The organism is Brevundimonas sp. UBA2503, from assembly GCF_002341485.1.
GTDB classification, from domain to species: Bacteria; Pseudomonadota; Alphaproteobacteria; order Caulobacterales; family Caulobacteraceae; genus Brevundimonas; species Brevundimonas halotolerans.
Map to the genome: position 1 here is coordinate 1 of NZ_DDOD01000005.1, position 22,434 is coordinate 22,434.

Below are 22,434 nucleotides of genomic sequence, written 5' to 3' on the forward strand. Positions count from 1 at the left end.
ATCCGGCGGGGGTTTTTGTTTGGTCTTCGCCCGGCGCGCGACGAACACGGTAAAGATGCCCGCTTGCCGGTGCGTGGTCTTGTGCCTGACCTGAACCCTGTCACTCTGGCGGCGTTAAGGATTGGGAAACCATGCGCCGCTCACTTCACATCGGACTCTTCATCGGCACCCTGCTGGGGATGTCGGCCTGTGCCGCTTACGGGCCGCATGATGGCAGCGTAGCCGGACCCTATGGATCGGTCGAAGCGGGTCGCGACCGCTAATCCGGCGCTGATTGCGAAGGAATTCGTGGCGGACGGGGAAAAACCCCCTTATCATCTGTCTGGCGGCAGTCGCTGATTGCGCCGCGTTACGGTTCCCGCCCCCCTAAATGTTACTCATCGCCATCGTCGTCGTTCTGCTTCTCATCGTGCTGAACGGCCTTTTCGCCATGACCGAATTGGCGGTCGTGACATCCCGCCGGTCCAAGCTTCAGAGTCGCGCCGAACGCGGCGATCGCGGTGCCCGCTCGGCGCTCAAGCTGTCGGAAGACCCCACCCATTTCCTGTCGGCGGTCCAGGTCGGGATCACCCTGATCGGCATTCTGGCGGGTGCCTATGGCCAGGCGGCGATCGCCGGTGATCTGAACCGGATTCTCGAGGCCGCCTTTCCGGCGCTGAACGCCTATACCGAAGTCTTCTCGACCCTGCTGGTGGTGATCTGCATCACCTATGTCTCGCTGATCGTCGGTGAGCTGGTGCCCAAGCGCCTCGCGCTGATCTTCCCCGAGAGCATCGCGGCCAAGATGGCGGCGCCGATCTCGACCGTGGCCATCATTCTGCACCCCTTCGTGCTGCTGCTGACGGCCTCGACCTCCGGGATTCTCAAGATCATGGGCGTCAAGGATCGGGACGGCTCGGACGTGACCCAGGAGGAGGTCGAGTCGATGATCGCCGAGGGCACGGCCTCCGGCCTGATCGAGCCCGAAGAGCAGGAGATGATCGAGGAGATCCTGCGCCTCGGTGACCGGCCCATCCGGGTGGCCATGACGCCGCGCCACGAGGTCTTCTGGATCGCGCTGGACGAGGAGGAGGGCGCCCTGCGTGACGAAATCCGCACCTGTCCCTATTCGCGGATCGTCGTAGCCCGCGACGCCGACGTCGATAATCCCCTGGGCGTTGTGCACAAGAAGGACCTGCTGGACAGCCTGCTCGACAATGGCGAGTTCAATGTCGAGAAACTGGTCCAGACCCCGGCCTTCATTCCCCAGTCGACCTCGGTGCTGAAGGCGCTGGGCATCATGAAGGCGTCCAAGGTCCACATGGCCTTCCTCGTCGACGAATACGGTGCCTTCGAAGGGGTGGTCACCGTCACCGATCTGCTGGAAATGATCGCCGGCGACTTCGACGAGGGCCATGACGAGGAAGAGGCCTATATCCGCCGCCGCGAAGACGGCAGCTGGCTGGTCGACGGTCAGGCCGATATCGAGGAATTGGCCGATACGCTCGGGGAGGATTTCGGCGAGGTCGATGGCTTCCACACCGTCGCCGGCCTGATCCTGCACCAGCTGTCGCGCGTGCCGGACGAGGGCGAGGTTCTCCAGGTCGGCCGGTTCGAGGTCGAGGTCATCGATATGGACGACCGTCGCATCGACAAGCTGCTGTTCCGGGCGGTGATTGCGCCCGATCCATCGACGGCCGGTCCGGAGCGCGACTGACCCTTGGTCGACGGGCTGTCATAATGCTTGTCGCCGCATCAATGCCTGCTTGAAATGCGCCGCGCGCTGGGGCATACGCCCCTTCTGGTCAAGACCGCGCGCCGATGGGTCCGCCCACGGCGCGTTGTTCATTGTCCGGGCCACAGGAGTGTAGCTCAGCTGGTAGAGCATCGGTCTCCAAAACCGAGGGTCGTGGGTTCGAGTCCCTCCACTCCTGCCATTTCCCCTGTTGCCATCGCCTGGGAATGCCCATGTGAGGGTAACAGTCAGAAAGTTTGAAGAGACAGCATATGGCCAAGGCGAAAACACCGGGCGGACGTCGGACGGCGGGGGGCAAGGGCCCGGTCGCCGCCCAGACCGTTTCCGTCGATACCCCGGCGCCGAAAAAGCGGACCTCGCCGGTCCAGTTCTTCTCCCAGGTTCAGGCCGAGGGTCGCAAGATCGTCTGGCCGAGCCGCAAGGAGACCTGGATCACCTCGGTGATGGTGTTCATCATGGTGCTTCTGGCCGCCGCCTTCTTCTTCGTGGTCGATTTCGGCCTGAGCGCGATCTCGCAGCGCATTCTCGCCATCGGCACCTGAGGATTTCGACATGACTGATGCCGCCCCCGCCGCCGCGCCCGCCAATCCCCGCCACAAGTGGTATATCGTCCACGCCTACTCCAACTTCGAAAAGAAGGTGAAGCAGCACCTGGAAGATCAGGCACGCCAGCAGGGACTGAGCGACTATTTCTCGGAAATCCTGGTCCCGGCTGAAGAGGTCGTCGAGATCCGCCGCGGTCGCAAGATCAACGCCGAACGCAAATTCATGCCCGGCTATGTGCTGGTCAAGATGGAGCTGACGGACGAGGCCTACCACCTGGTCAAGAACACACCCAAGGTCACCGGCTTCCTCGGCGCCCAGGGCGGCACCAAGCCGCTGCCGGTCTCGGAGCGTGAGATCCAGAATATCATCGGCACCTCGGAAGAGGGCGTCGAGCGGCCCAAGCCCCGCATCCACTTCGACATCGGCGAGACCGTCAAGGTCGTCGATGGTCCGTTTGCCAGCTTCGACGGTCAGGTCGAAAGCGTCGACGAGGACAACGCCCGCCTGCGCGTGGCCGTGTCCATCTTCGGCCGCCCGACCCCGGTCGATCTGGAATACAACCAGGTGGAAAAGGTCTCGGGCTAGACCCCGCCACCCATTTGCCAATCGGCGCCGCGTCCGCTATACGCGCGCCTCGCTCTGATCAGGGCGGTGCGGGCTTGCTCGCATAAACCCGTGGGAGGCCGCCATGCCGCACCACGGCTCATCCGCAGGGATTGATTTCCCCGCTTCATAGGAGAGACCAATGGCCAAGAAGATTCTCGGCTACATCAAGCTGCAGGTGCCCGCGGGCTCCGCCACGCCTTCGCCCCCGATCGGGCCGGCGCTCGGCCAGCGCGGCGTTAACATCATGGGCTTCTGCAAGGAGTTCAACGCGCGCACCGAGAAGGAAGGCAAGGGCACGCCCCTGCCGACTGTGATCACCGTCTATCAGGACAAGAGCTTCACCTTCATCACCAAGACGCCCCCGGCGACCTGGTATCTGAAGGAGGCGACCAAGCTGAAATCGGGCGCCAAGGCCACCGGTCGCGAGACCGTCGGCAAGATCACCCGCACCCAGCTGCGCGAGATCGCCGAGAAGAAGATGAAGGACCTGAACGCCAACGACATCGAGGCCGCGGCCAAGATCATCGAAGGCTCGGCCCGCGCCATGGGCCTGAACGTGGTGGAGGCCTAAGCCATGACCAAGCAAACCAAGCGTATCAAGGCCTGGACCGGCGACCGTGAAACGGTTCTGCCGTTTGCCGAAGCCATCAAGGCCGTCAAGGACAACGCCAAGGCCAAGTTCGACGAGTCGATCGAGATCGCCGTCAACCTGGGCGTCGACCCGCGCCACGCCGACCAGCAGGTCCGGGGTGTCGTGAACCTGCCGTCCGGCACCGGCCGCGACGTTCGCGTCGCCGTCTTCGCCAAGGACGCCAAGGCCGATGAAGCCCGGGCTGCCGGCGCCGAGCACGTGGGTGCCGAGGATCTGTACGAGAAGATCAACGGCGGCTTCATGGAGTTCGACCGCGTCATCGCCTCGCCCGACATGATGGCCCTGGTCGGTCGTCTGGGTAAGGTGCTGGGCCCGCGCGGCCTGATGCCGAACCCCAAGGTCGGCACCGTGACGCCTAACGTCGCCCAGGCCGTCAAGGACGCCAAGGGCGGTGCGGTCGAGTTCCGCGTCGAGAAGGCGGGCATCGTCCACGCCGGCATCGGCAAGGCCTCGTTCGCCCAGGACGCCCTGGAAGCCAACGTCAAGGCGATGGTCGACGCCCTGGTCCGCGCCCGCCCGTCGGGCGCCAAGGGCACCTACGTCAAGCAGATCAGCCTGTCCTCGACCATGGGACCGGGCGTCAAGGTCGACCCGGCTTCGCTGGGCGCCTGATCCTCACGGATCGCTGACGACAAGAATGAGGGCGGTGGGCAACCACCGCCCTTTTTCTTGCGCGCCGTGTCGCGTCTGCACTTGCCGGTTGTGACCGGGACCGCGACCATGCCTGCGATTTTTCGGGAGAGTTTCATGCGTATTCTGGCGGCACTGGCCCTTTGCCTCGGCCTGCTCATGGCGGCCCCTGCCATGGCGCAGGACGGCGACGCCGCGCGACGCCTGCAGCTGGCCGAGCAGTATGTGGAACTGTCACTCGGCGAAAATATCGCCGCGCTGGTCGGTCAGCTCGTTGAGGAAGACCTGGCCGAGTCTCCTGATATGAGCGACCGTGAGCGGCAGTGGATGAGGGCCAATATGCCGCCGATGATCCTGGAAGTCATCGACCGCATGGCCAGGGACATGGCGCCCGTCTACGCCGAGACGTTCACCCTTGAGGAACTGGAGGCTCTGGTGGCCTTCTACAGCACCCCGCTGGGGCAGTCGGTGGCGATCAAGGAGTTCGAACTCGGGGCGAGGATCGACGAACTTCTGGGGGGCGCGATGATCCAGTTCTTCGAGACTTTCGAGGCCAAATACTGCGCCGAGTTCGACTGCGAACCCCTCATGGCGGTCGTGCCCTCCGCCAAGTAACGGCAAGCGCTTGAGTTCCCCCGCGCGCCTGTGTATATGGCGCGCCTTGGTCGGGTCTTCGGGTCCGATCTGCCTGTCCGAGAACTTCGGGGCGTGGGGGCCACCCATGCCATAAACGTCAGAGAGCCCTCTGGCACCGTGGGGAGATGGGGATGCAGACGACGCCCTCTGGCCCGCGCTCGCGCGGTAGGCATGGCCTCCGAGCTTCCTTCGGACATTACGACCGGCACACACGCCTCGCGGCGACGCGAACGCGTATGGGCCATCTCGTCGTCGGGAATAAGCCCGGCGATGAACCTCAAGACTGGAGACCGCAATGGACCGCGCACAAAAGGCCGAGTCGATCGAGACGCTGAAGGGCGTGTTCGCCGACGCCGGCGCCGTGGTCGTGACCCACAACCTGGGTCTGACCGTTGCGGACATGGAAGACCTGCGTGGCCGCCTTCGCAAAGAAGGTGGCGCGTTCAAGGTGATCAAGAATCGCCTGGCGCTCAAGGCGCTCGAAGCCGACGAAGGCAGCGACTACCACGGCCTGTTCAAGGGTCCCGTGGGCATCGCCTATGCCGATGATGCGGTAACGGCCGCCAAGGTCACCGCCGAATTCGCCAAGGGCAACGACAGGTTCGTCGTTCTGGGCGGCTTCATGGGTGACAAGGTTCTGGACGCGAAGGGCGTGGAGACTCTCTCCAAACTGCCGTCGCTGGATCAGATCCGCGCCTCGCTGCTGGGCCTGCTCAACGCTCCCGCGACCAAGGTCGCCGGCGTCGTTCAAGCTCCGGCGTCTCAACTGGCCCGCGTTTTCAGCGCCTATGCCGCCAAGGACGCCGCGTAAGCGGACCGACCTCTTTCATCTCTGCAACCTCTCTACTGAACCCCAATCCTCCGAAGGAAAACTCAAATGGCCGATCTCGCCAAAATCGTTGAAGACCTGTCCGCCCTGACCGTCCTGGAAGCCGCCGAGCTGTCCAAGCTGCTGGAAGAAAAGTGGGGCGTGTCCGCCGCCGCTCCGGTCGCCATGGCCATGCCCGCCGGTGGTGGCGCCGGTGCTCCGGCCGAAGCCGCTGAAGAGCAAACCGAGTTCACCGTTGTCCTGATCGACGGCGGCGACAAGAAGATCAACGTCATCAAGGAAGTCCGTGGCGTGCGTTCGGACCTCGGTCTGAAGGAAGCCAAGGACCTGGTCGAAGGCGCTCCGCAGAACGTCGTCGAGAACGTTTCCAAGCAGAACGCCGACGAAATCGCCAAGAAGCTGACGGAAGCCGGCGCCAAGGTCCAGATCAAGTAATCAGGCGCCATTCGGCACTGTGACAATCGAACGGCCCCGGTGGATCTCCGCCGGGGCCGTTTTTGTGCGGGTAACCCGGAACCTTCCCGGCGCCCGGGGGCTCTCCTCCGACAAAGGAGACCCCCATGAAGATTCTGATGGTTCTGACCTCGCACGACCAGCTCGGCGACACCGGCAACAAGACCGGCTTCTGGCTCGAAGAGTTCGTGGGCCCCTATTATTTGCTCAACGATGCCGGAGCCGACATCACCCTGGCCTCGCCCGCAGGCGGCCAGCCGCCGATCGATCCCAAGAGCGACAGTCCGGATGCCCAGTCCGACGACACCCGCCGGTTCAAGGACGACGCCGAGGCCAGGGCCCAACTGGCCAGCACCCTCAAACTGTCCGACGTCAAGGCGGCTGACTATGACGCCGTCTTCTATCCGGGCGGCCACGGCCCGCTGTGGGATCTGGCCGAGGACGCCGACTCCATCGCCCTGATCGAGGCCTTCGCCCGGGCCGACAAGCCGACGGCCTTCGTCTGCCATGCCCCCGGTGTTCTGAAATCGGTCAGGGGCAAGGACGGCGACTTGCTGGTCAAGGGCCGCAAGGTTGCCGGCTTCACCAACAGCGAGGAAGACAGCGTCGGCCTGACGGACGTCGTGCCCTTCTTGGTGGAGGACATGCTGAAGCAAGCCGGCGCCGATTATCGTCGCGGTGATGACGGGGCGGCCTTCGCGGTCGTCGATGGCACGCTGGTAACCGGCCAGAACCCGGCCTCATCGGCGATCACGGCCGAAAGGCTGCTTGAAGTTCTGAAACGCTAGGCGCTGCTATGCCCCCGGGGCTGACATCAGCTCCGGGGGTACAGCATCCTCAGTCCCGCATCGGCGACAGGATGTCGCCCAGACGGTCCGGCGTGCCGGGGATCCGCTCCAGACGCGGATAGCGCAGGCCGTCGTGGTAATCGATTTCCAGCGTCCGGCTGCCTCGCGCATTGCGCACTTCCAGCACGATCGGCGCGGTTGAGATCGTGGCGGCCGTGATGGCGTTCGACAGCACCTGCGGCGAGGCCCGCTCGCCATTTACCGACACCAGCGTCCAGCCCGCGCCGATCCCTGCGTTGAAGATCGGGCTGTCCCACTGCACGGCAACAATGCGGTTGCCGCCCGCTAGATAGAAGCCTAGCGAATAGAGGTAGTCACCCGGTCCGCTGCCGTTGATGCGCGTCTCCACCTCGGTCGGGCTGTCGGTGTAGACGAGGCGATAGCCGCTGCGTTCGATGCCATCCAGCGGCGCCTCGGCGTCGGGGCCGACGGCGTCCAGACGGTCGCGCAGGAAGCCGGCCCAGTCGTGCGGCACAACCGCATTCAGCGCCGTGACGATATCGTCGAACGTATAGGGCGTCGCGGTCCAGGAGCCGTCGTCGATGCCAAAGAACAGTTTGGCAAAGTCGTTCAGCGACTTGGTATCGCCCGTCTTCTCGCGGATCAGGGTGTCGGCATCCAGCCAGATCAGGGCGGATTCGCGGTAATAGTCGCCCGTGCCGCGCATCCACGACGGCCAGGGGCTGGAGGCCCGGTATCCCAGCAGGTTGTTGTTGGTCGTGTCCTGCAGCGACCGCCATTCGCGTCCGGACTGATACTCATAGAAGGCCGCGATCCCGGCGAAGGAGGCCAGCGCCTCCTCCTTGGTGCCCAGCCCCGATCGCGCGGTCAGCACCTCGCCCCAGTATTCCGTCTGGCCCTCATAGACCCACAGCAGGGTGTTCTGGACCGGCACATTGAAGTTGGGCGTCAGCTGGTCGCCGGGCCGGCGGAACTTGCCGTTCCAGGAGTGGACAAACTCGTGCGGCAGCAGGGTCCGCGTGCCGTGGCTGGGCTCCCAGCCGTCGCCGAAGAAGTTGGGCGGGGCGGTGTTCTCGCTGGACCGGTGATGCTCAAGGCCGATGCCGCCCATCTCGCGGGTCAGGCCCAGCAGGAACTCATACTTGTCGAAATGGCGCGACCCGAACAGCAGATCGGCCTCATCGACCAGCGCCTCGTACTTCGCCAGCTGTTCGCGCGTCGGCGCGATCTGCTCGGGCTGGTCGGCGACGATATGCAGGGTCACGGGCGACCGCCCGCCGGGGTCGAGGTCATAGGATTTGTAATGCGCGCCGGCGAACATGGGGCTGTCGGCCAGCGTCTCGAGGCTGACGGGGGCAAAGGTCGCCACCCCGTCCTCGAACGACACCGTGTCCATGGCCACGCCATACTGCCAGCCGTCCGGCAGGCGGATCGAGGGGGCAAAGGTGATGCGGCTGTGACGATATCCCGCAGGATAAAGCACCGCCTTCTCCCACTGCAGGTTCAGCATGGACGAGGCCATCACCACGCGCCAGTTGCTGGCGTCCGGCTGGGTCAGCCACTGGAACTCGACCACGATCTCGTCGACGCCCCCGGGCACCTCGATGTGGAAGGCATAGGGATCGATGGTGTCGCGCAGCCACTCGATCCGGTCGCCGTCGCCGTGAATGGTCAGTCCTGCGATCAGCTGGATCGGGCCCGTCGGCGCATGATTGCCGGGAATGAATTTCGGATACAGCAGGGTCAGGGGCCCGGCGCTGACGGGAATGGTCTGGCGCACGCTGACGATCTTGCGATCGATGTCGGTGGCGTCGACCTCATAACGGATCACACCCGGATAGGCCTGATCGACCGGCGCCGGGATTTCCGGCAGGGCCCGGGGCAAGGCGGGCGTGCCCACCTGGGCCAGGGCGGGTGCTGCCATACCGAGGCTGAGGGCGATGGCCAGGGCGGAAACGGTCAGACGAAGGCGCATGGAATACTCGCGGGTCATGAAGGGAGCGGCGCCAGTTCGGACCAGTCCGCCCCCCGGGTCAACCCTGATGACGGCTCACCCCATGTTTACCCGACGTGATCTTGGCAGGGGGCGGCTGGCGGGCTACGCCATCTGCCAACACCTCTCAGGGAGATATGACATGGCCGATCTGGCATCCGTGACCGAACACATCCGCGCCGCCGTGGGCGACAACTCCGGCCTCGGCAAGACCGTCAAGCTGGACCTCGGCGATCAGGGCGTCATCTACATCGACGGTGCCTCCGTGCCGAACACCGTCACCAACGAAGACAAGCCCGCCGACGCCACCGTCTCCATGGCCTGGGACGACTTCATGGCCCTGTCGGAAGGCAAGCTGGACCCGATGATGGCCTTCATGCAGGGCAAGCTGAAGATCACCGGCGACATGATGATCGCCCAGAAGCTGGCCCCGCTGCTGAAGCGCTAGGCTGTTGCGTTCTCCCTCCCCTTCATGGGGAGGGATGTCGGCGCCAAGCGACGACAGGGTGGGGAACGCCAGTCCCGCACCGCCGGCGCCCGGCTTCACCCTTCCCCACCCGGTCGCTTCGCGACCACCCTCCCCACGAGGGGGAGGGAGAAGGAGACCTCTCCATGGAATTCCAGCACAGCGAAAAAGCCCTGCACTGGCAGGAGCGCGTCCGCCGCTTTCTGGATGACAAGGTGCTGCCGCGCGAGGCCGAGTACTGGGCCCAGGTGCGCGAGGATTCGACCCGCCAGCCCCCGGCCATGGACGAGATGAAGGCCCGGGCGCGCGAGGCGGGCCTGTGGAACATGTTCCTGCCGGGCGATCACGGCGCCGGCCTGACCAACCTCGAATACGCCCCGCTGGCCGAGATGATGGGCCGGCATCTGTGGACGGCCGAGGTGTTCAACTGCAACGCCCCCGACACCGGCAATATGGAAGTCCTCCATATGTATGGGAACGAGGCCCAGCAGGCGAAATGGCTGAAGCCCCTGATGGCCGGCGAGATCCGCTCGGCCTTCCTGATGACCGAGCCCGAGGTCGCCTCATCCGACGCCACCAACATCCAGACCCGGATCGAGCGGGACGGCGACCACTATGTGATCAACGGCCGCAAATGGTGGTCGACCAATATGGGCCATCCGAACGTCGCCATGACCATCGTCATGGGCAAGACCGACACCGGCGCCGCCACCCACGCCCAGCAGTCGCAGATCATCGTTCCCGTCGACACCCCGGGCTTCCGCGTCGAGCGGATGCTGTCGGTGTTCGGCTATGACGAAAAGCCGATCGGCCACGCGGAAGTCGTGCTCGAAAACGTCCGCGTGCCGGTCGAGAATCTGATCGCCGGCGAGGGCCGGGGCTTCGAGATCGCCCAGGGGCGCCTCGGGCCCGGTCGTATCCACCACTGCATGCGCGTCATCGGCATGGCCGAACGGGCGCTGGAACTGATGGTTCAGCGGCTGCTGTCGCGCACCGCCTTCCGCAAGTCGCTGGCCGAGCATTCGGTCTGGGAGCAGCGCGTCGGCGAGGCCCGCACGAATATTGAGATGTGCCGTCTGTCGGTCCTGAAAGCGGCCTGGATGATCGATCAGGCCGGTGCCAAGAACGCCAAGTCCGAGATCGCCCAGATCAAGGTCGCCGCGCCGCGCATGGCCCTGCAGATCATCGACGACGCCATTCAGGCCCATGGCGGTGCCGGCGTCTCGGCCGATACGCCGCTGGCCGAAATGTACGCCATGGTCCGCACCCTGCGCATCGCCGACGGTCCGGACGAGGTTCACAACCGCTCCATCGCGCGTCTGGAATACGCCAAACACGGCGGGCGTCCGGTTCGCTGAACCCCGCCGTTTTTGCGGCAACGCCCCGGCGGCTGATACGTTAGGTCGACTCGCGTCGGGCTCGTGGGCTCGATCCTCCCGCGCCAGACACCGGAGACACCCATGAACGCGCCCGCTACCGTTCAGGATCAGAGTGCCCGGGATGTGGCGCGCTATCAGGCCTCGCGCCGCGTCATGCCGGCCCTGGCCGAGGGGCTGTCGGCCGAGGACCTGCAGGCCCAGTCCATGCCGGACTGCAGTCCCGGCAAATGGCATCTGGCCCACACCACCTGGTTTTATGAGGCGCTGATCCTCTGCCGCGACCCGGACTATCGCCCGTTCGATCCGGTCTGGTTCACCCTGTTCAACTCCTACTATGACGGCGTCGGCGAGCGGATCGCCCGCGACCAGCGCAGCCTGATCACCCGGCCGTCGCTGGACGACGTGATGGCCTATCGCCGCGAGATCGACCGCCGCATGGTCGAGCGCCTGCGTGCCGGTCTGACGGACGGGGAGGGGCGCTACCTGTTCGTGCTCGGCCTCAACCACGAACAGCAGCATCAGGAGCTGTTCCTGATGGATCTGCTGAACCTGATGACAGGCTCGCCACTGGATCCCGCGGCCTATGACCGCGAGCCCGGCTGGCGCAGCGACCAGACGCCGCGCGGTGGCCGGGAGGCCTTCGACGGTGGCTTGGTCACCCTGGGCCATGACGGCGCCGGCTTCGCCTTCGATAATGAGGGCCCGGCTCACCCGGTCCACCTGCAGCCCTTCCAGCTGGCCCGTGATCTGGTGACCAATGGTCAGTGGCTGGAGTTCATGGCCGATGGGGGCTATCGCCGTCCCGAACTGTGGCTTTCCGACGGCTGGGCCACGGCCCGGACCGAAGGCTGGCAGGCCCCGCTTTACTGGCAGTCCGACGACACGGGCTGGACCGTCATGACCCTGACGGGCCGCCAGCCCGTCGATCCCGAAGCCCCCGTCTGCCACATCAGCCTGTACGAGGCCGACGCCTTCGCCCGCTGGTCCGGCGCCCGCCTGCCGACCGAGGCCGAATGGGAGCACGCGGCCCGCACCTGCCCCGACGCCTTCGCAGGCCTCGACGGCCAGGTCTGGCAGCATACGGCCAGCGCCTATGCCCCCTATCCGGGCTTCCGGACCACGCCCGGCGTCGCGGCCGAGTACAACGGCAAGTTCATGGCCAATCAGGGGGTGCTGCGCGGCTCGTGCTTCGCCACTCCGCCCGATCATCGCCGCCTGACCTACCGCAACTTCTATTATCCGCATCAGCGCTGGGCCTTCGCGGGCCTGCGTCTGGCGCGCGATGCTGACCCCCAGCCCGGAGCCCGGATGCCTGTTGACGACGAGACCGCACAGTTCAGGGCCGATCTGGTCGAGGGTCTGTCAAAGCCACAGAAATCTCTGTCACCCAAATGGCTCTACGACGCCGAGGGCTCGCGCCTGTTCGAGGACATCACCCGCCTGCCGGAATACTACCCCACGCGTCAGGAAACCGCCCTGCTGCGCGACATGGCCCCCGACATCGCCCGGTTCATGGGCGAGAACGCCGTGCTGGTCGAGTTCGGCTCGGGCGCCAGCGAAAAGACCCGCATCGTCCTGGATCAGGCCCCGGATCTGGCCATCTATATGCCGATCGACATCAGCACAGACGCGCTGGATGCCGCCACTGACCGCATCCGCGAGGCCTATCCCGATCTGGAGGTCAGCCCCGTCGCCGGCGACTTTCTCGACCTGCCGCCCCTGCCCGAACTGGGCAAGGGACCGCGCACGGGCTTCTTCCCCGGCTCGACCATCGGCAATCTGACGCCGGATCTGGCCGTCCGCTTCCTGACCTCGGCGCATGAGCGACTGGGCGCAGGGTCGCACTTCATTCTCGGGGTCGATCTGGTCAAGCCGGCGGATCTGCTGGTCGCCGCCTATGACGATGCCCAGGGCGTCACCGCCGCCTTCAATCTGAACCTGCTGGCGCGCGTCAATCGCGAGCTGGACGCCGACTTCGATCTCGATAGCTTCGAGCACCGCGCGGTCTGGAACGCGGACCGCTCGCGGATGGAGATGCATCTGGTTTCGACGCGGGATCAGGTTGTGACGCTGGACGACACCCGCTTCCGCTTTGTCGAGGGGGAGACCCTGCACACGGAAAGCTCGCGGAAATTCACGCGCGAGACGATCGTCGAACTGGTGGAAAAGGCCGGCTGGCGGCTGGTCGACTGGCGCGAGTCGAACTCGCCCGCCGTGGCCCTCGCCCTGCTTCAGGGCTGAGGGCAGACATTACGCTTATTCGGGGCTCGGCGCGCCCGTCGTGGTTTCGGGCTGGCGGCTGCCGTGCGAGGCTTCGCCGCCCTTGCGGCCGGCCTGGGCGGCAAGGGCCCGGTCCTGGGAGAAGCTGCGCTTTTCGCTGGGCACGCTGGCACCGCCCTTGCGGGCGATGGCGCGCTGGCGCTCGGGGTCCATCGAGGCAAAGCCTCGTTTCGAGACTCCGGACGGGCGGGCGGGGGGCTTGGCCTCGGCCATGGTGTTGACCTTTCTGACAAATCGAGAACTGTGCAGAAAGAACCCCGTGGCCCCCGTCCGGTTCCGCTTACGGAGGGCTGCGACGTTCCGACTCAGGGGAGAACCGCATCCCCTGTCCGGCCAGCGCCCGGTCCGACACGAATGGATTGTCCCGCCGCTCGGCGCCAAAGGTCGAGTGCGGACCGTGGCCGGGCACAAACGTCACATCATCCCCCAGCGGCCAGAGCTTGGTTACGATGCTGGTCACCAGCGCCCGCGGATCGCTCTGGGGAAAGTCGGTCCGCCCGACCGAGCCCTTGAACAGCACATCCCCGACCTGGGCAAAGCGCGCCGCCTCGCAATAGAAGATCACATGGCCGGGCGTATGGCCCGGGGTGCGAAACACCTGCCAGCGCGTCTGGCCCAGCGTCAGCTCGTCGCCTTCGTCCAGCCAGCGGGTAGGCGTGAATGACCGCGCTTCGGGCAGGCCGTACATCTGCCCCTGCGCCGGAATGCCGTCGATCCAGAACTGGTCGTCGGGATGCGGCCCGATGATCGGCGCGCCGGAAATCTCGTTCAACTCGGCCGCTCCGCCCGCATGATCCAGATGACCGTGGGTGATCCAGATCTGCTCCATCTCCAGCCCGCGCCGCAGGATTTCCGCCAGAATGGCGGGCCCGGAGGCGCCCGGATCGATGACGGCGGCCTTCTTCGTCGCCGTGCACCAGACGACGGTACAGTTCTGCTGCAGGGGCGTGACCGGGCTTATGAACAGGCCGAGGGGGGAGGGGGATGCGCTCATGCCCCAGACATAGGGCGACGGGCCGCGTGTGTGAACCGCCTTGCGGACGCGCCGCGCGTTGACCTTTGGCGGCGTTCTCGACATAAGGGCGGGCTTCGAGGCGCCGCTCCGCAAGGGGCGGCCCTGTTTGCTTATCCCACCACGCGCGCGGTCCGAAGACGGTCGCGCCCCAGAGCGTCAGATCGTCCATGCAAGTCGTTGAAAAGTCCGCCGCCGGCCTCAGCCGCGTGATCGAGGTTATCGTTCCCGCCACTGAGCTGAACGAAAAGCTGGATGCCCGCATCAAGGAAGTGGCCCCCCAGATGAAGCTCAAGGGCTTCCGTCCGGGCAAGGTGCCGGCCTCGCATGTGCGCAAGGCCTATGGCCGGGACTTCATGGGCGAGATCGTCAACGCCACCCTGAACGAGTCCAGCCAAAAGGCTCTGGAAGACGCCAAGCTCCGCCCGGCCGCTCCGGCCGAGATGAAGCTGACCAGCGACATGGACAAGGTCGTCGCCGGCCAGGCCGACCTCGCCTATGAAATGTCGCTCGAGGTCATGCCCGACTTCACCCCGGTCGACCCCAAGACGCTCAAGCTGGAACGCCCCGTCTATGAGGCGACCGACGCCGACATCGAAGAGACCCTCAAGGAACTGGCCTCGCAGTCCAAATCCTACGAGGACAAGACCGGCAAGACGGTCAAGGCCGCCGACGGCGACCAGCTGACCATCGATTTCGTCGGCAAGATCGACGGTGAGGCCTTCGAAGGCGGCTCGGCCGAGGACGCCGATCTGGTGATCGGGTCGAACCGCTTCATTCCGGGCTTCGAAGAACAGCTGAAGGGCGCCAAGGTCGGCGAGGAAAAGGTCGTCGAGGTGACCTTCCCCGAGGATTATCAGGCCGCCCATCTGGCCGGCAAAAAGGCCGCCTTCGACGTCACCGTCAAGGCGATCAAGGCCGAGGCCGAAACGAAGATCGACGACGAGTTCGCCAAGCGGCTCGGTCTGGAAGACCTGGAGAAGCTCAAGGGCATCCTCAAGGACAACCTGAACCAGCAATACACCAACGCCGCCCGCTTCAAGCTGAAGCGCGCCCTGCTGGACCAGCTGGACGAGGGTCACAGCTTTGACCTGCCGCCCAAGATGGTCGAGGCCGAGTTCGACGGTATCTGGCGTCAGGTCGAGGCCGACAAGGAAGCCGGCCGTCTGCCTGAGGAAGACGCCAAGAAGTCCGACAAGGCCCTCAAGGCCGAGTACCGCAAGATCGCCGAGCGCCGCGTGCGCCTGGGTCTGGTGCTGGCCGAGATCGGTCGCTCCAACAATGTCGGCGTCACCGATCAGGAGCTGAACAACGCCCTGATGGCCGAAGCCCGCAACTATCCGGGTCAGGAGCGTCAGGTGCTGGACTTCTACCGCCAGAACCCCGAGGCCGCCGCCCAGATGCGCGCCCCGATCTATGAGGAAAAGGTCTGCGAACTGATCTTCAGCCAGGCCGACATGACCGACAAGCCGATCAGCAAGGAAGACCTGATGAAGGAAGACGACGAGGGCTGATCCCTCCGTCATCCACTGCCGCTTCAACGCCCGGCCGCAGCCCCTGCGCCGGGCGTTTTGCTGTGCGGCAGGCCGTCTCTGGTGCCCTTCTCCCCTCGTGGGAGAAGGTGTCAGGCGGAGCCTGACGGATGAGGGGGACGTTTGCGCCCGCATGGGACGTGACCCGTCTGGCCTCGACCCGCCCCCTCATCCGAGCCGCGCTGCGGCCCACCTTCTCCCCCGGGGGGAGAAGGACTGCTGAGCCGACGCCCTCAGATAGGATAGCCGTCGCCAAATTCCCCAACCCTTTCAAAACCTGTACCGTTTCCCGGACCGTTCTTCCCGACCCGGTCCAGCGGTGTGCAACCCTTAACCCGTCTCCGTCGCAGGAGAGGCGCCTCGGGACCCAGGCACCAAAGCGGCGGCGGGGGCCGGTCGAGCGGGACTGCCCGGGGCGAAACCCCGGGGTCCGGGGCGTTTCTGGACGCCTCGCCCGTCGCGGGCCGAGAGACTGGGACCTGCTGTCGAACCGGGACAGGCGAAGTCGGGCGCACAAGCATCCGGGTGCCCGACCCCCGGCGGAAGAGACAGTCCCCCCAGGCGCTCGCGTGAACCGACCGGGGCGGCGCACAGGTCAGGTGCCGAAAATCACACACGCTCCCTGACGGCGAAAGCACGGGAGCACCGGTTCCGGGCCCCCGGCCCATGCGCCGCCCACCTCTCCACAACCTCTGCCCCAAGGGCGAGAGGGGCCTTTGCGTGGGCGCTTCACCACCTGACATTACAACGATGTAATGCGCTTCGCGCCACCGACGGCTTTATGGCCTTGGCGCGTTTGAGGGGTACTGCGTCCCCGCCTGTATCTGTCCGGAGTTCTCCATGCTGGCCGCCACTGCCCTCGCTGCCCTGCTAGCCACGGCCGCGCCCCAGGATCCGCCGGTGCAGGACCCGCCGGTCCAGGATCCCACCGGAACCCGCGTCGATGACATTGTCGTCCTGGGCCGTCCGCTGGACGAGGCGGCCCGCGACTTCGTCTACAGCCTGTCGGTGCCCGCGCGGGGCCGGGGCCTGGCCCGCTGGCGCGATACCGTCTGTGTCGGCGTGGTCAATCTGCGCGGCGAGGCGGCCCAGTATCTGGCCGATGTCATCTCGACCCGGGCCGAGGATCTCGGGCTGGAGATCGGCGCGCCGGGCTGTTCGCCCAATGTCATCATCACCTTTGCCGATGACGGGGCGACGATGGCGAAGGCCATGGTCGAGGCCGAACCGTCGGCCTTCCGCGTCGGTGGATCGGGGATGGACCTCGGCCGCGCGGCCCTCGGCCGCTTTCAGGAAGGCGATGCCCCGGTGCGCTGGTGGCACATGGCCCTGCCGATCAACTCCGAGACCGGCCAGATCGCCGTGCGCATCCCGGGCCAGGTCGACAATGAGGGCAATCCCTCGGCCCCCTCAATCAGCACCTTCGGGTCGCTGCTGACCACCATCATCCGCGACGACCTGAACAAGGTCATTGTGATCGTCGATGTGGACGGCGTCGCCCACCTGACCGCGCCCCAGCTGGCGGACTATCTGTCGATGGTGTCCCTGGCCCAGATTGATCCGCGCGGCGAGATCGCTGGATTCCCCACCATTCTGAATGTGCTGGACAATCCCGCCGCTGCCGACAGCATGACGGACTGGGATCTGGCCTTCCTTGAGGCCCTTTACCGGGACGATCGTGCCATGCGCCGCAACCCGGCGGTGCTGGCCTCCAGCATCGCCTCCGACCTCGCCCGGGACCTGCGCGCGGAGCAGGAGGCGGCGCCCGAAAACTGACGCGCCTTGCGCCGGGTCCCTCGCATCGCGATATTCCGGGTCTCATACGGGCACGACCGCCGAGTCGCGCCCCCTCTGCAGTCAAGAAGGCCTTCATGCGCGATCCGATCGAACTGATGAACATGAACCTCGTGCCCATGGTGGTCGAGCAGTCCAGCCGGGGTGAGCGCGCGTTCGACATCTTCTCGCGCTTGCTGCGTGAGCGGATCATCTTCCTGACCGGTCCGTTCGAGGACGGCATGGCCAGCCTGATCTGCGCCCAGCTGCTGTATCTGGAATCGGAAAACCCGAAGAAGGAAATCAGCATGTATATCAACAGCCCCGGCGGTCAGGTGACCTCGGCGCTCGCGATTTACGACACCATGCAATACATCAAGTCGCCGGTCTCGACGGTGGTCATGGGCATGGCTGCATCGGCCGGTTCGCTGATCCTGACGGCGGGCGAGGCCGGGCACCGGATCGCCCTGCCGAACGCGCGCATCATGGTCCACCAGCCCTCGGGTGGCTTCCGCGGCACCGCCTCGGACATCGAGCGTCACGCCGAGGACATCATCAAGACCAAGCGCCGCCTGAACGAAATCTACGTCCACCACACCGGCCGCACCTATGAGGAAGTCGAAAAGACCCTCGACCGCGACCATTTCATGAGCGCGGATGAGGCCAAGAGCTGGGGCATCGTCGATCACGTCTATGATCGCCGCCAGCAGGCTGACGAAGACGGCATCAAGACGGTCTGACCGGCTCCGTCCGGTGCCGTGCTAGGGTCCGCTGATGCAACACACGCGTGATCTCAAGGGTGTCGTCCAGGTAGACGGCGAGGACTACGAATGGGAGGTGCGGCGTCAGCCGCAGCGGACCACAGGCAATGAATGGCAAGGGATCGGAATTGCCCTGCGGCAGAAGGGCGCCCAGCGCGAGGCGATCGTCATGTTTCCGATGATCACGCGGGCCAACGGCATTCCCAATTTCGAGCGCCAGAGGATCAATGTCGAAAGCGTCCGCAATGCGGTGGCTTCGGCGATTGCGGCAGGCTGGGATCCGACCTCGCGCGGCAAGGTCGTGGTCTTCGATGTGGACGCTGACGGCCGCTAGCAGGGGGCCTGGGGCATTGTCGATCACGTTTGCGACAGGCGCCAGCAAGCCGATGCAGACGGCATCAGGACCGTATAAGGTCTGCCGTCACAACATTCGGTGGGCCCTGATGGGCCGCCGGTACGGAGGTCGGAATGATCGGTTCCCTTATGGCGGCTGCGCTTGCGGTGTCGGCGTTCCAGGATCCTCCGGTCGCGCCGGCTCCGCCCCAGGATCCGACCGTCTATCGGCTCGAGGACATTGTGGTCGAGGGCACCCGGCTGGAGGAACGCACCGCCGAGTACGTCCGTGAGGTCGCGGCCCCTGCCCGGGGTCGCGGACCGGCGCGCTGGCGTGAAGGGGTGTGCGTCGGGGCCGCCAATTTCGATCCAGAGGTCGCGCAGTATCTGATCGACCGCGTCTCTGATGTCGCCCGCGACCTCGGACTTTCCGCCGGGCAGCCCGGCTGTGAACCCAGCATCCTGATCATCGGCACAACCGATGGCGCCAGCTTTACCCGCGAGTTTGTCGAGATGCGTCCGCGCCTGTTTCGGGTCGGCGGATCGGGTATGGACCGGGGGCGGGCAGCGTTCGAAGATTTCACGAGCGCGGATCGTCCGGTGCGCTGGTGGCATGTCAGCATGCCGACGGACTCCGAGACCGGTCAGCGGACGGTCCGTTTACCCGGCGAAATGCGACCCATGCCGAACCTTGATCCCCGGCAGGACGCGCTTGGGTACGCGCCGATTACACGGGTGCCGGTTGCGTCGCGCATCCAGTCCTCTGTCGAGGACCGGATGATGCGCTCGTTCGTGATCATCGACGTCGACAAACTGGGCGGTGTTTCGCTGGAGCAGCTGGGCGATTACGTCGCCATGGTCGCTCTGGTCCAGGTCAATCCGGACGCCGATACGGGGCGCTACGAGACCATCCTGAACCTGTTCGAACAGCCCGACAGCATTGCCGGCCTGTCCGGCTGGGACCGGGCCTATATGGAAGGCATCTATGCCACGCGCCCGGGCCGGATCAGCACCATGGCCCAGGTCCAGTCCATCACCCAGGCGATCCTCAGCGCCTATCGTGGTCAGCTGGAAGAGGAGTGAGCGCACACGGACGCCCGACCGCCGCGCTCTCCTCACACGAACGTATGTCGATCAGTCGGCCGTCACCGGTCCGCTCAAACGTCAGGCCGTCGCCGACCCGGCACCGGGCTTCATAGACCCCGGCGTCCGGGGTGCGCCCCCGGAACGCCGCCTCAGTGACGTCGCAGGCCGCGGCCTCGGTCCCGGCCAGCCACAGTTGGACCTCGCGGGCTCTCTCGGCGGCGTCGGTAAAGCCGCACTCACCGCCCTGGGCCTCGACGACCAGGCAGGAGGTCACCGTCCGGCTGTCCGCACCCTCAAGCCAGGCCCCGTCGCGATCCCGGCAGCCGACCTCGATCAAGGGATGGCGGTCGGCATCCAGCCCCAGCACGGCCACGGCATCGATCTCGCAGTCGATCCCGGCGTCCCGGGCCCGGGCCATCAACTCCGGCACCGGATCCGTATTGCCGACCAGCTGGCACTGGGGCGTGGCCTGCCGCATCCGGTTCGGTCGCTGATCCAGCCGGATGCCCTGCAGCATCAGGCACGGGTGCACCACGGCCGGGCGGGCGTCGAGGATCAGATAGCCCGCGCCCTCACGACAGGCGATCTCGTACAGCCCGTCGCCATTGCCGTCGTAACCGCGCAGGTCGACCTCCCGGACGCTGCAGTCCAGCCGGGCGTTCGCCACCAGCCGCTCTCCATCCGCGTCCACGGCGAATGACGGGCGTGTGCGGGCGGCCGATTCCTGCGCCATGGCAGGCGCAGCCGAAAGGGCGAGCAGGAACAGGCTGGCCAGAAGACGTCGCATGGCCTCAGGGTCGCTGCCGAAAGCGGCGAAAACCGGGATGGGCCGCCCGGGCCAGCATCTCGGCATCGCCCGAGGTATCGCCATAGGCGGCCTCCAGCACGACATCGGGGCCATAGGCGCGGATCAGTCGCTCGACCTTTTCCTCGCCGCGACAGTTCTCGCCGACGAAGGCTGCGGTGACGCGCCCGTCGTGATCAAGGGCCAGCTCTGTGCCCAGCAGAGCCTCGGCCCCCAACCGCCGGGCGAACGGCGCCACCGTCAGCGCGGGCGAGGCCGTGACGATGACCCGGTGCGCACCCTTCTTGCCCCAGTCCTCCCAGCAGGCCAGGGCATCGGGTCGCATGAACCGGTGCCAGACCTGATCGGCGAAGCGTTCGGCCTCTTCGGACAGCTGCAGGGCCTCGACGCCGTCCAGAAACTGCGCCACCGCAGCCGCCTTGATCCGCCCCCGGTCCCGGTCGACCAGATAGCGGGCCGTTGCCGGTCCCAATGCGGCCAGACCCGCGAGCCAGCCGGTGGTTCCTGCTCGCCAGCGCAGGAAGGCGGTGAAACTGTCGGCCACGGTCAGGGTGCCGTCGAAGTCAAACGCGACGAGCGGGCCGGAAAGGGAAGGCGACTGGGGCAGAACGAACACTCATCTGGTCTGGCGGTGGGCGGGCTTGATCCCTATGTCAGAACTTCGCCTTGATGACAGGTCAAGTCGAAAACAGGGATACTCCCCATTCCGGATGACCGGATGGGGTTGTCGCCTCGCCCCGGATAGGGGATTGTCAATTTTTGAAGACCTTCGGACCTATCCTTTCGGAATCAGGTTCGCAGGAAGCGCGAATTCCCAGTATGGCGGGTTCGTGGAAGTGAGAAGGGTCGATGACCAAAGCCGCCGGTACAGACGCTAAAAGCACGCTCTATTGCTCGTTTTGCGGCAAGAGCCAGCACGAGGTCCGCAAGCTGATTGCCGGGCCGACGGTGTTCATCTGCGATGAATGCGTCGAACTGTGCATGGATATCATCCGCGAAGAGCACAAGATCGGCTTCGTCAAGGCCAAGGACGGCGTGCCGACGCCCAAGGAAATCCGCGAGGTCCTCGACGACTATGTGATCGGTCAGAGCCACGCCAAGAAGGTCCTCTCGGTCGCGGTCCACAACCACTACAAGCGCCTGAACCACGCGGCCAAGAACAACGACGTCGAACTGGCCAAGTCGAACATCATGCTGATCGGGCCGACCGGCTCGGGCAAGACGCTGCTGGCCCAGACGCTGGCGCGCATCATCGACGTGCCCTTCACCATGGCCGACGCCACGACCCTGACCGAAGCCGGTTATGTCGGTGAAGACGTCGAGAACATCATTCTGAAGCTGCTGCAGGCGTCGGACTACAACGTCGAGCGGGCCCAGCGCGGCATCGTCTACATCGACGAGATCGACAAGATTTCGCGCAAGTCGGACAATCCCTCGATCACCCGCGACGTCTCGGGCGAGGGCGTGCAGCAGGCCCTTCTGAAGATCATGGAAGGCACCGTCGCCTCCGTTCCCCCGCAGGGCGGCCGCAAGCATCCCCAGCAGGAGTTCCTGCAGGTCGACACCGCCAACATCCTGTTCATCGTCGGCGGTGCATTCGCCGGCCTCGAAAAGGTGATTTCCGCCCGGGGCGAAGGGGCCTCGATCGGCTTCGGCGCCAAGGTCAAGGAAGTCGACGAGCGCCGCATGGGCGACGTGCTGAAGCAGGTCGAGCCCGATGATCTGATGCGCTTCGGCCTGATCCCCGAGTTCATCGGCCGTCTGCCTGTGCTGGCCACGCTTGAGGATCTGGACGAGGAAGCGCTGGTCACCATCCTGACCCAGCCCAAGAACGCCCTGGTCAAGCAATACAAGCGCCTGTTCGAGATGGAGAACGTCGAACTGACGTTCACCGATGACGCGCTGAACGCGGTCGCCGGCAAGGCCATCAAGCGCAAGACGGGGGCCCGCGGCCTGCGTTCGATCCTGGAAGGGATCCTGCTCGAAACCATGTTCGAGCTGCCGACCTTCGAAGGCGTCGAGGAGTGCGTGGTCAACGCCGAGGTCATCGAGGGCAAGGCGCAGCCGCTGCTCATCTATGCCGACAAGAAGAAAAAGGCCGACGGCGCGGCCTGACGA

At 65.6% G+C, this 22,434-nt stretch carries 24 protein-coding genes and 1 tRNA gene; 20 read left to right on the top strand and 5 right to left on the bottom strand.

Annotated elements, in window-relative coordinates; genetic code table 11:
* Positions 1–131 precede the first annotated feature (131 nt).
* The 11 genes from B4K74_RS00785 (at position 132) to B4K74_RS00835 (ending at position 6,875) form a co-directional block, all read left to right on the top strand.
* A complete protein-coding gene (locus B4K74_RS00785) occupies positions 132–263 on the top strand; it encodes a hypothetical protein (protein WP_260155582.1) in 132 nt (43 codons plus the stop codon).
* Positions 264–370: 107 nt separating this feature from the next.
* The gene (locus B4K74_RS00790) at positions 371–1,696 is read left to right on the top strand and encodes a hemolysin family protein (protein ID WP_183211125.1); all 1,326 of its coding nucleotides are present in this window, start codon (positions 371–373) and stop codon (positions 1,694–1,696) included.
* Positions 1,697–1,840: 144 nt separating this feature from the next.
* Positions 1,841–1,916: transfer RNA gene (locus tag B4K74_RS00795), tRNA-Trp, on the top strand.
* A gap of 70 nt (positions 1,917–1,986) precedes the next feature.
* Positions 1,987–2,277 (top strand): preprotein translocase subunit SecE, encoded by a 291-nt coding sequence (secE, locus tag B4K74_RS00800; RefSeq protein ID WP_123286820.1) that lies wholly within the window; start codon positions 1,987–1,989, stop codon positions 2,275–2,277.
* A gap of 10 nt (positions 2,278–2,287) precedes the next feature.
* Positions 2,288–2,866 (top strand): transcription termination/antitermination protein NusG, encoded by a 579-nt coding sequence (gene nusG, locus B4K74_RS00805; RefSeq protein WP_123286818.1) that lies wholly within the window; start codon positions 2,288–2,290, stop codon positions 2,864–2,866.
* 160 nt (positions 2,867–3,026) lie between these two features.
* Positions 3,027–3,458 (top strand): 50S ribosomal protein L11, encoded by a 432-nt coding sequence (gene rplK, locus B4K74_RS00810; RefSeq protein ID WP_286691338.1) that lies wholly within the window; start codon positions 3,027–3,029, stop codon positions 3,456–3,458.
* 3 nt (positions 3,459–3,461) lie between these two features.
* Complete coding sequence (gene rplA / locus B4K74_RS00815) at positions 3,462–4,151, top strand: 50S ribosomal protein L1 (protein ID WP_286691339.1); 690 nt, start codon at positions 3,462–3,464, stop codon at positions 4,149–4,151.
* 135 nt (positions 4,152–4,286) lie between these two features.
* On the top strand, positions 4,287–4,784 hold the full coding sequence (locus B4K74_RS00820; protein WP_286691340.1) for a DUF2059 domain-containing protein: 498 nt from the start codon (positions 4,287–4,289) through the stop codon (positions 4,782–4,784).
* Between the two features lie 316 nt (positions 4,785–5,100).
* Positions 5,101–5,616, top strand: a complete 516-nt coding sequence (gene rplJ / locus B4K74_RS00825; RefSeq protein WP_286691341.1) for a 50S ribosomal protein L10 — start codon at positions 5,101–5,103, stop codon at positions 5,614–5,616.
* Positions 5,617–5,682: 66 nt separating this feature from the next.
* Positions 5,683–6,069 (top strand): 50S ribosomal protein L7/L12, encoded by a 387-nt coding sequence (gene rplL, locus B4K74_RS00830; RefSeq protein ID WP_123286807.1) that lies wholly within the window; start codon positions 5,683–5,685, stop codon positions 6,067–6,069.
* 125 nt (positions 6,070–6,194) lie between these two features.
* Entirely contained in the window at positions 6,195–6,875 is a 681-nt protein-coding gene (locus tag B4K74_RS00835; protein ID WP_286691342.1) for a type 1 glutamine amidotransferase domain-containing protein, read from the top strand.
* A gap of 49 nt (positions 6,876–6,924) precedes the next feature.
* Here the strand turns inward: B4K74_RS00835 and B4K74_RS00840 are convergent, their stop codons facing one another.
* Positions 6,925–8,871 (bottom strand): M61 family metallopeptidase, encoded by a 1,947-nt coding sequence (locus B4K74_RS00840; protein WP_286691343.1) that lies wholly within the window; start codon positions 8,869–8,871, stop codon positions 6,925–6,927.
* Between the two features lie 160 nt (positions 8,872–9,031).
* Between B4K74_RS00840 and B4K74_RS00845 the strand changes: the two genes are divergently transcribed.
* The 3 genes from B4K74_RS00845 to egtB all read left to right on the top strand — a co-directional run bounded on the left by B4K74_RS00845 (position 9,032) and on the right by egtB (position 12,975).
* A complete protein-coding gene (locus B4K74_RS00845; RefSeq protein WP_286691344.1) occupies positions 9,032–9,337 on the top strand; it encodes an SCP2 sterol-binding domain-containing protein in 306 nt (101 codons plus the stop codon).
* Between the two features lie 164 nt (positions 9,338–9,501).
* Entirely contained in the window at positions 9,502–10,713 is a 1,212-nt protein-coding gene (locus B4K74_RS00850) for an acyl-CoA dehydrogenase family protein (protein ID WP_286691345.1), read from the top strand.
* 102 nt (positions 10,714–10,815) lie between these two features.
* Positions 10,816–12,975: an ergothioneine biosynthesis protein EgtB gene (egtB, locus tag B4K74_RS00855; protein WP_286691346.1), complete on the top strand. Its 2,160-nt coding sequence runs from the start codon at positions 10,816–10,818 to the stop codon at positions 12,973–12,975.
* Positions 12,976–12,990: 15 nt separating this feature from the next.
* Here the strand turns inward: egtB and B4K74_RS00860 are convergent, their stop codons facing one another.
* Both B4K74_RS00860 and B4K74_RS00865 read right to left on the bottom strand, forming a co-directional pair.
* Positions 12,991–13,227 carry a general stress protein gene (locus B4K74_RS00860; RefSeq protein ID WP_286691347.1) on the bottom strand — a complete coding sequence of 79 codons (237 nt, stop codon included), beginning with the start codon at positions 13,225–13,227 and terminating at the stop codon, positions 12,991–12,993.
* Between the two features lie 67 nt (positions 13,228–13,294).
* Positions 13,295–14,008 carry an MBL fold metallo-hydrolase gene (locus B4K74_RS00865; RefSeq protein WP_286691348.1) on the bottom strand — a complete coding sequence of 238 codons (714 nt, stop codon included), beginning with the start codon at positions 14,006–14,008 and terminating at the stop codon, positions 13,295–13,297.
* Positions 14,009–14,196: 188 nt separating this feature from the next.
* Here B4K74_RS00865 and tig point away from each other — a divergent pair, with 188 nt between their 5' ends.
* From tig to B4K74_RS00890, 5 genes are all read left to right on the top strand, one after another.
* Positions 14,197–15,540 carry a trigger factor gene (gene tig / locus B4K74_RS00870; protein ID WP_286691349.1) on the top strand — a complete coding sequence of 448 codons (1,344 nt, stop codon included), beginning with the start codon at positions 14,197–14,199 and terminating at the stop codon, positions 15,538–15,540.
* An 858-nt stretch (positions 15,541–16,398) separates the two neighbouring features.
* On the top strand, positions 16,399–17,334 hold the full coding sequence (locus B4K74_RS00875; protein ID WP_286691350.1) for a hypothetical protein: 936 nt from the start codon (positions 16,399–16,401) through the stop codon (positions 17,332–17,334).
* Positions 17,335–17,429: 95 nt separating this feature from the next.
* The gene (locus B4K74_RS00880; protein WP_123286789.1) at positions 17,430–18,071 is read left to right on the top strand and encodes an ATP-dependent Clp protease proteolytic subunit; all 642 of its coding nucleotides are present in this window, start codon (positions 17,430–17,432) and stop codon (positions 18,069–18,071) included.
* Positions 18,072–18,105: 34 nt separating this feature from the next.
* The gene (locus B4K74_RS00885) at positions 18,106–18,426 is read left to right on the top strand and encodes a hypothetical protein (protein ID WP_286691351.1); all 321 of its coding nucleotides are present in this window, start codon (positions 18,106–18,108) and stop codon (positions 18,424–18,426) included.
* A gap of 134 nt (positions 18,427–18,560) precedes the next feature.
* Entirely contained in the window at positions 18,561–19,508 is a 948-nt protein-coding gene (locus tag B4K74_RS00890; protein WP_164461875.1) for a hypothetical protein, read from the top strand.
* Here B4K74_RS00890 and B4K74_RS00895 read toward each other — a convergent pair.
* On the bottom strand, positions 19,474–20,298 hold the full coding sequence (locus B4K74_RS00895; RefSeq protein ID WP_286691352.1) for a hypothetical protein: 825 nt from the start codon (positions 20,296–20,298) through the stop codon (positions 19,474–19,476). The genes B4K74_RS00890 and B4K74_RS00895 overlap by 35 nt on opposite strands.
* Positions 20,299–20,302: 4 nt before the next feature.
* Positions 20,303–20,932, bottom strand: a complete 630-nt coding sequence (locus B4K74_RS00900) for an HAD-IB family hydrolase (protein WP_286691353.1) — start codon at positions 20,930–20,932, stop codon at positions 20,303–20,305.
* 233 nt (positions 20,933–21,165) lie between these two features.
* Between B4K74_RS00900 and clpX the strand changes: the two genes are divergently transcribed.
* Positions 21,166–22,431 carry an ATP-dependent Clp protease ATP-binding subunit ClpX gene (gene clpX, locus B4K74_RS00905; protein WP_123286781.1) on the top strand — a complete coding sequence of 422 codons (1,266 nt, stop codon included), beginning with the start codon at positions 21,166–21,168 and terminating at the stop codon, positions 22,429–22,431.
* The last annotated feature ends 3 nt before the right edge of the window (positions 22,432–22,434 follow it).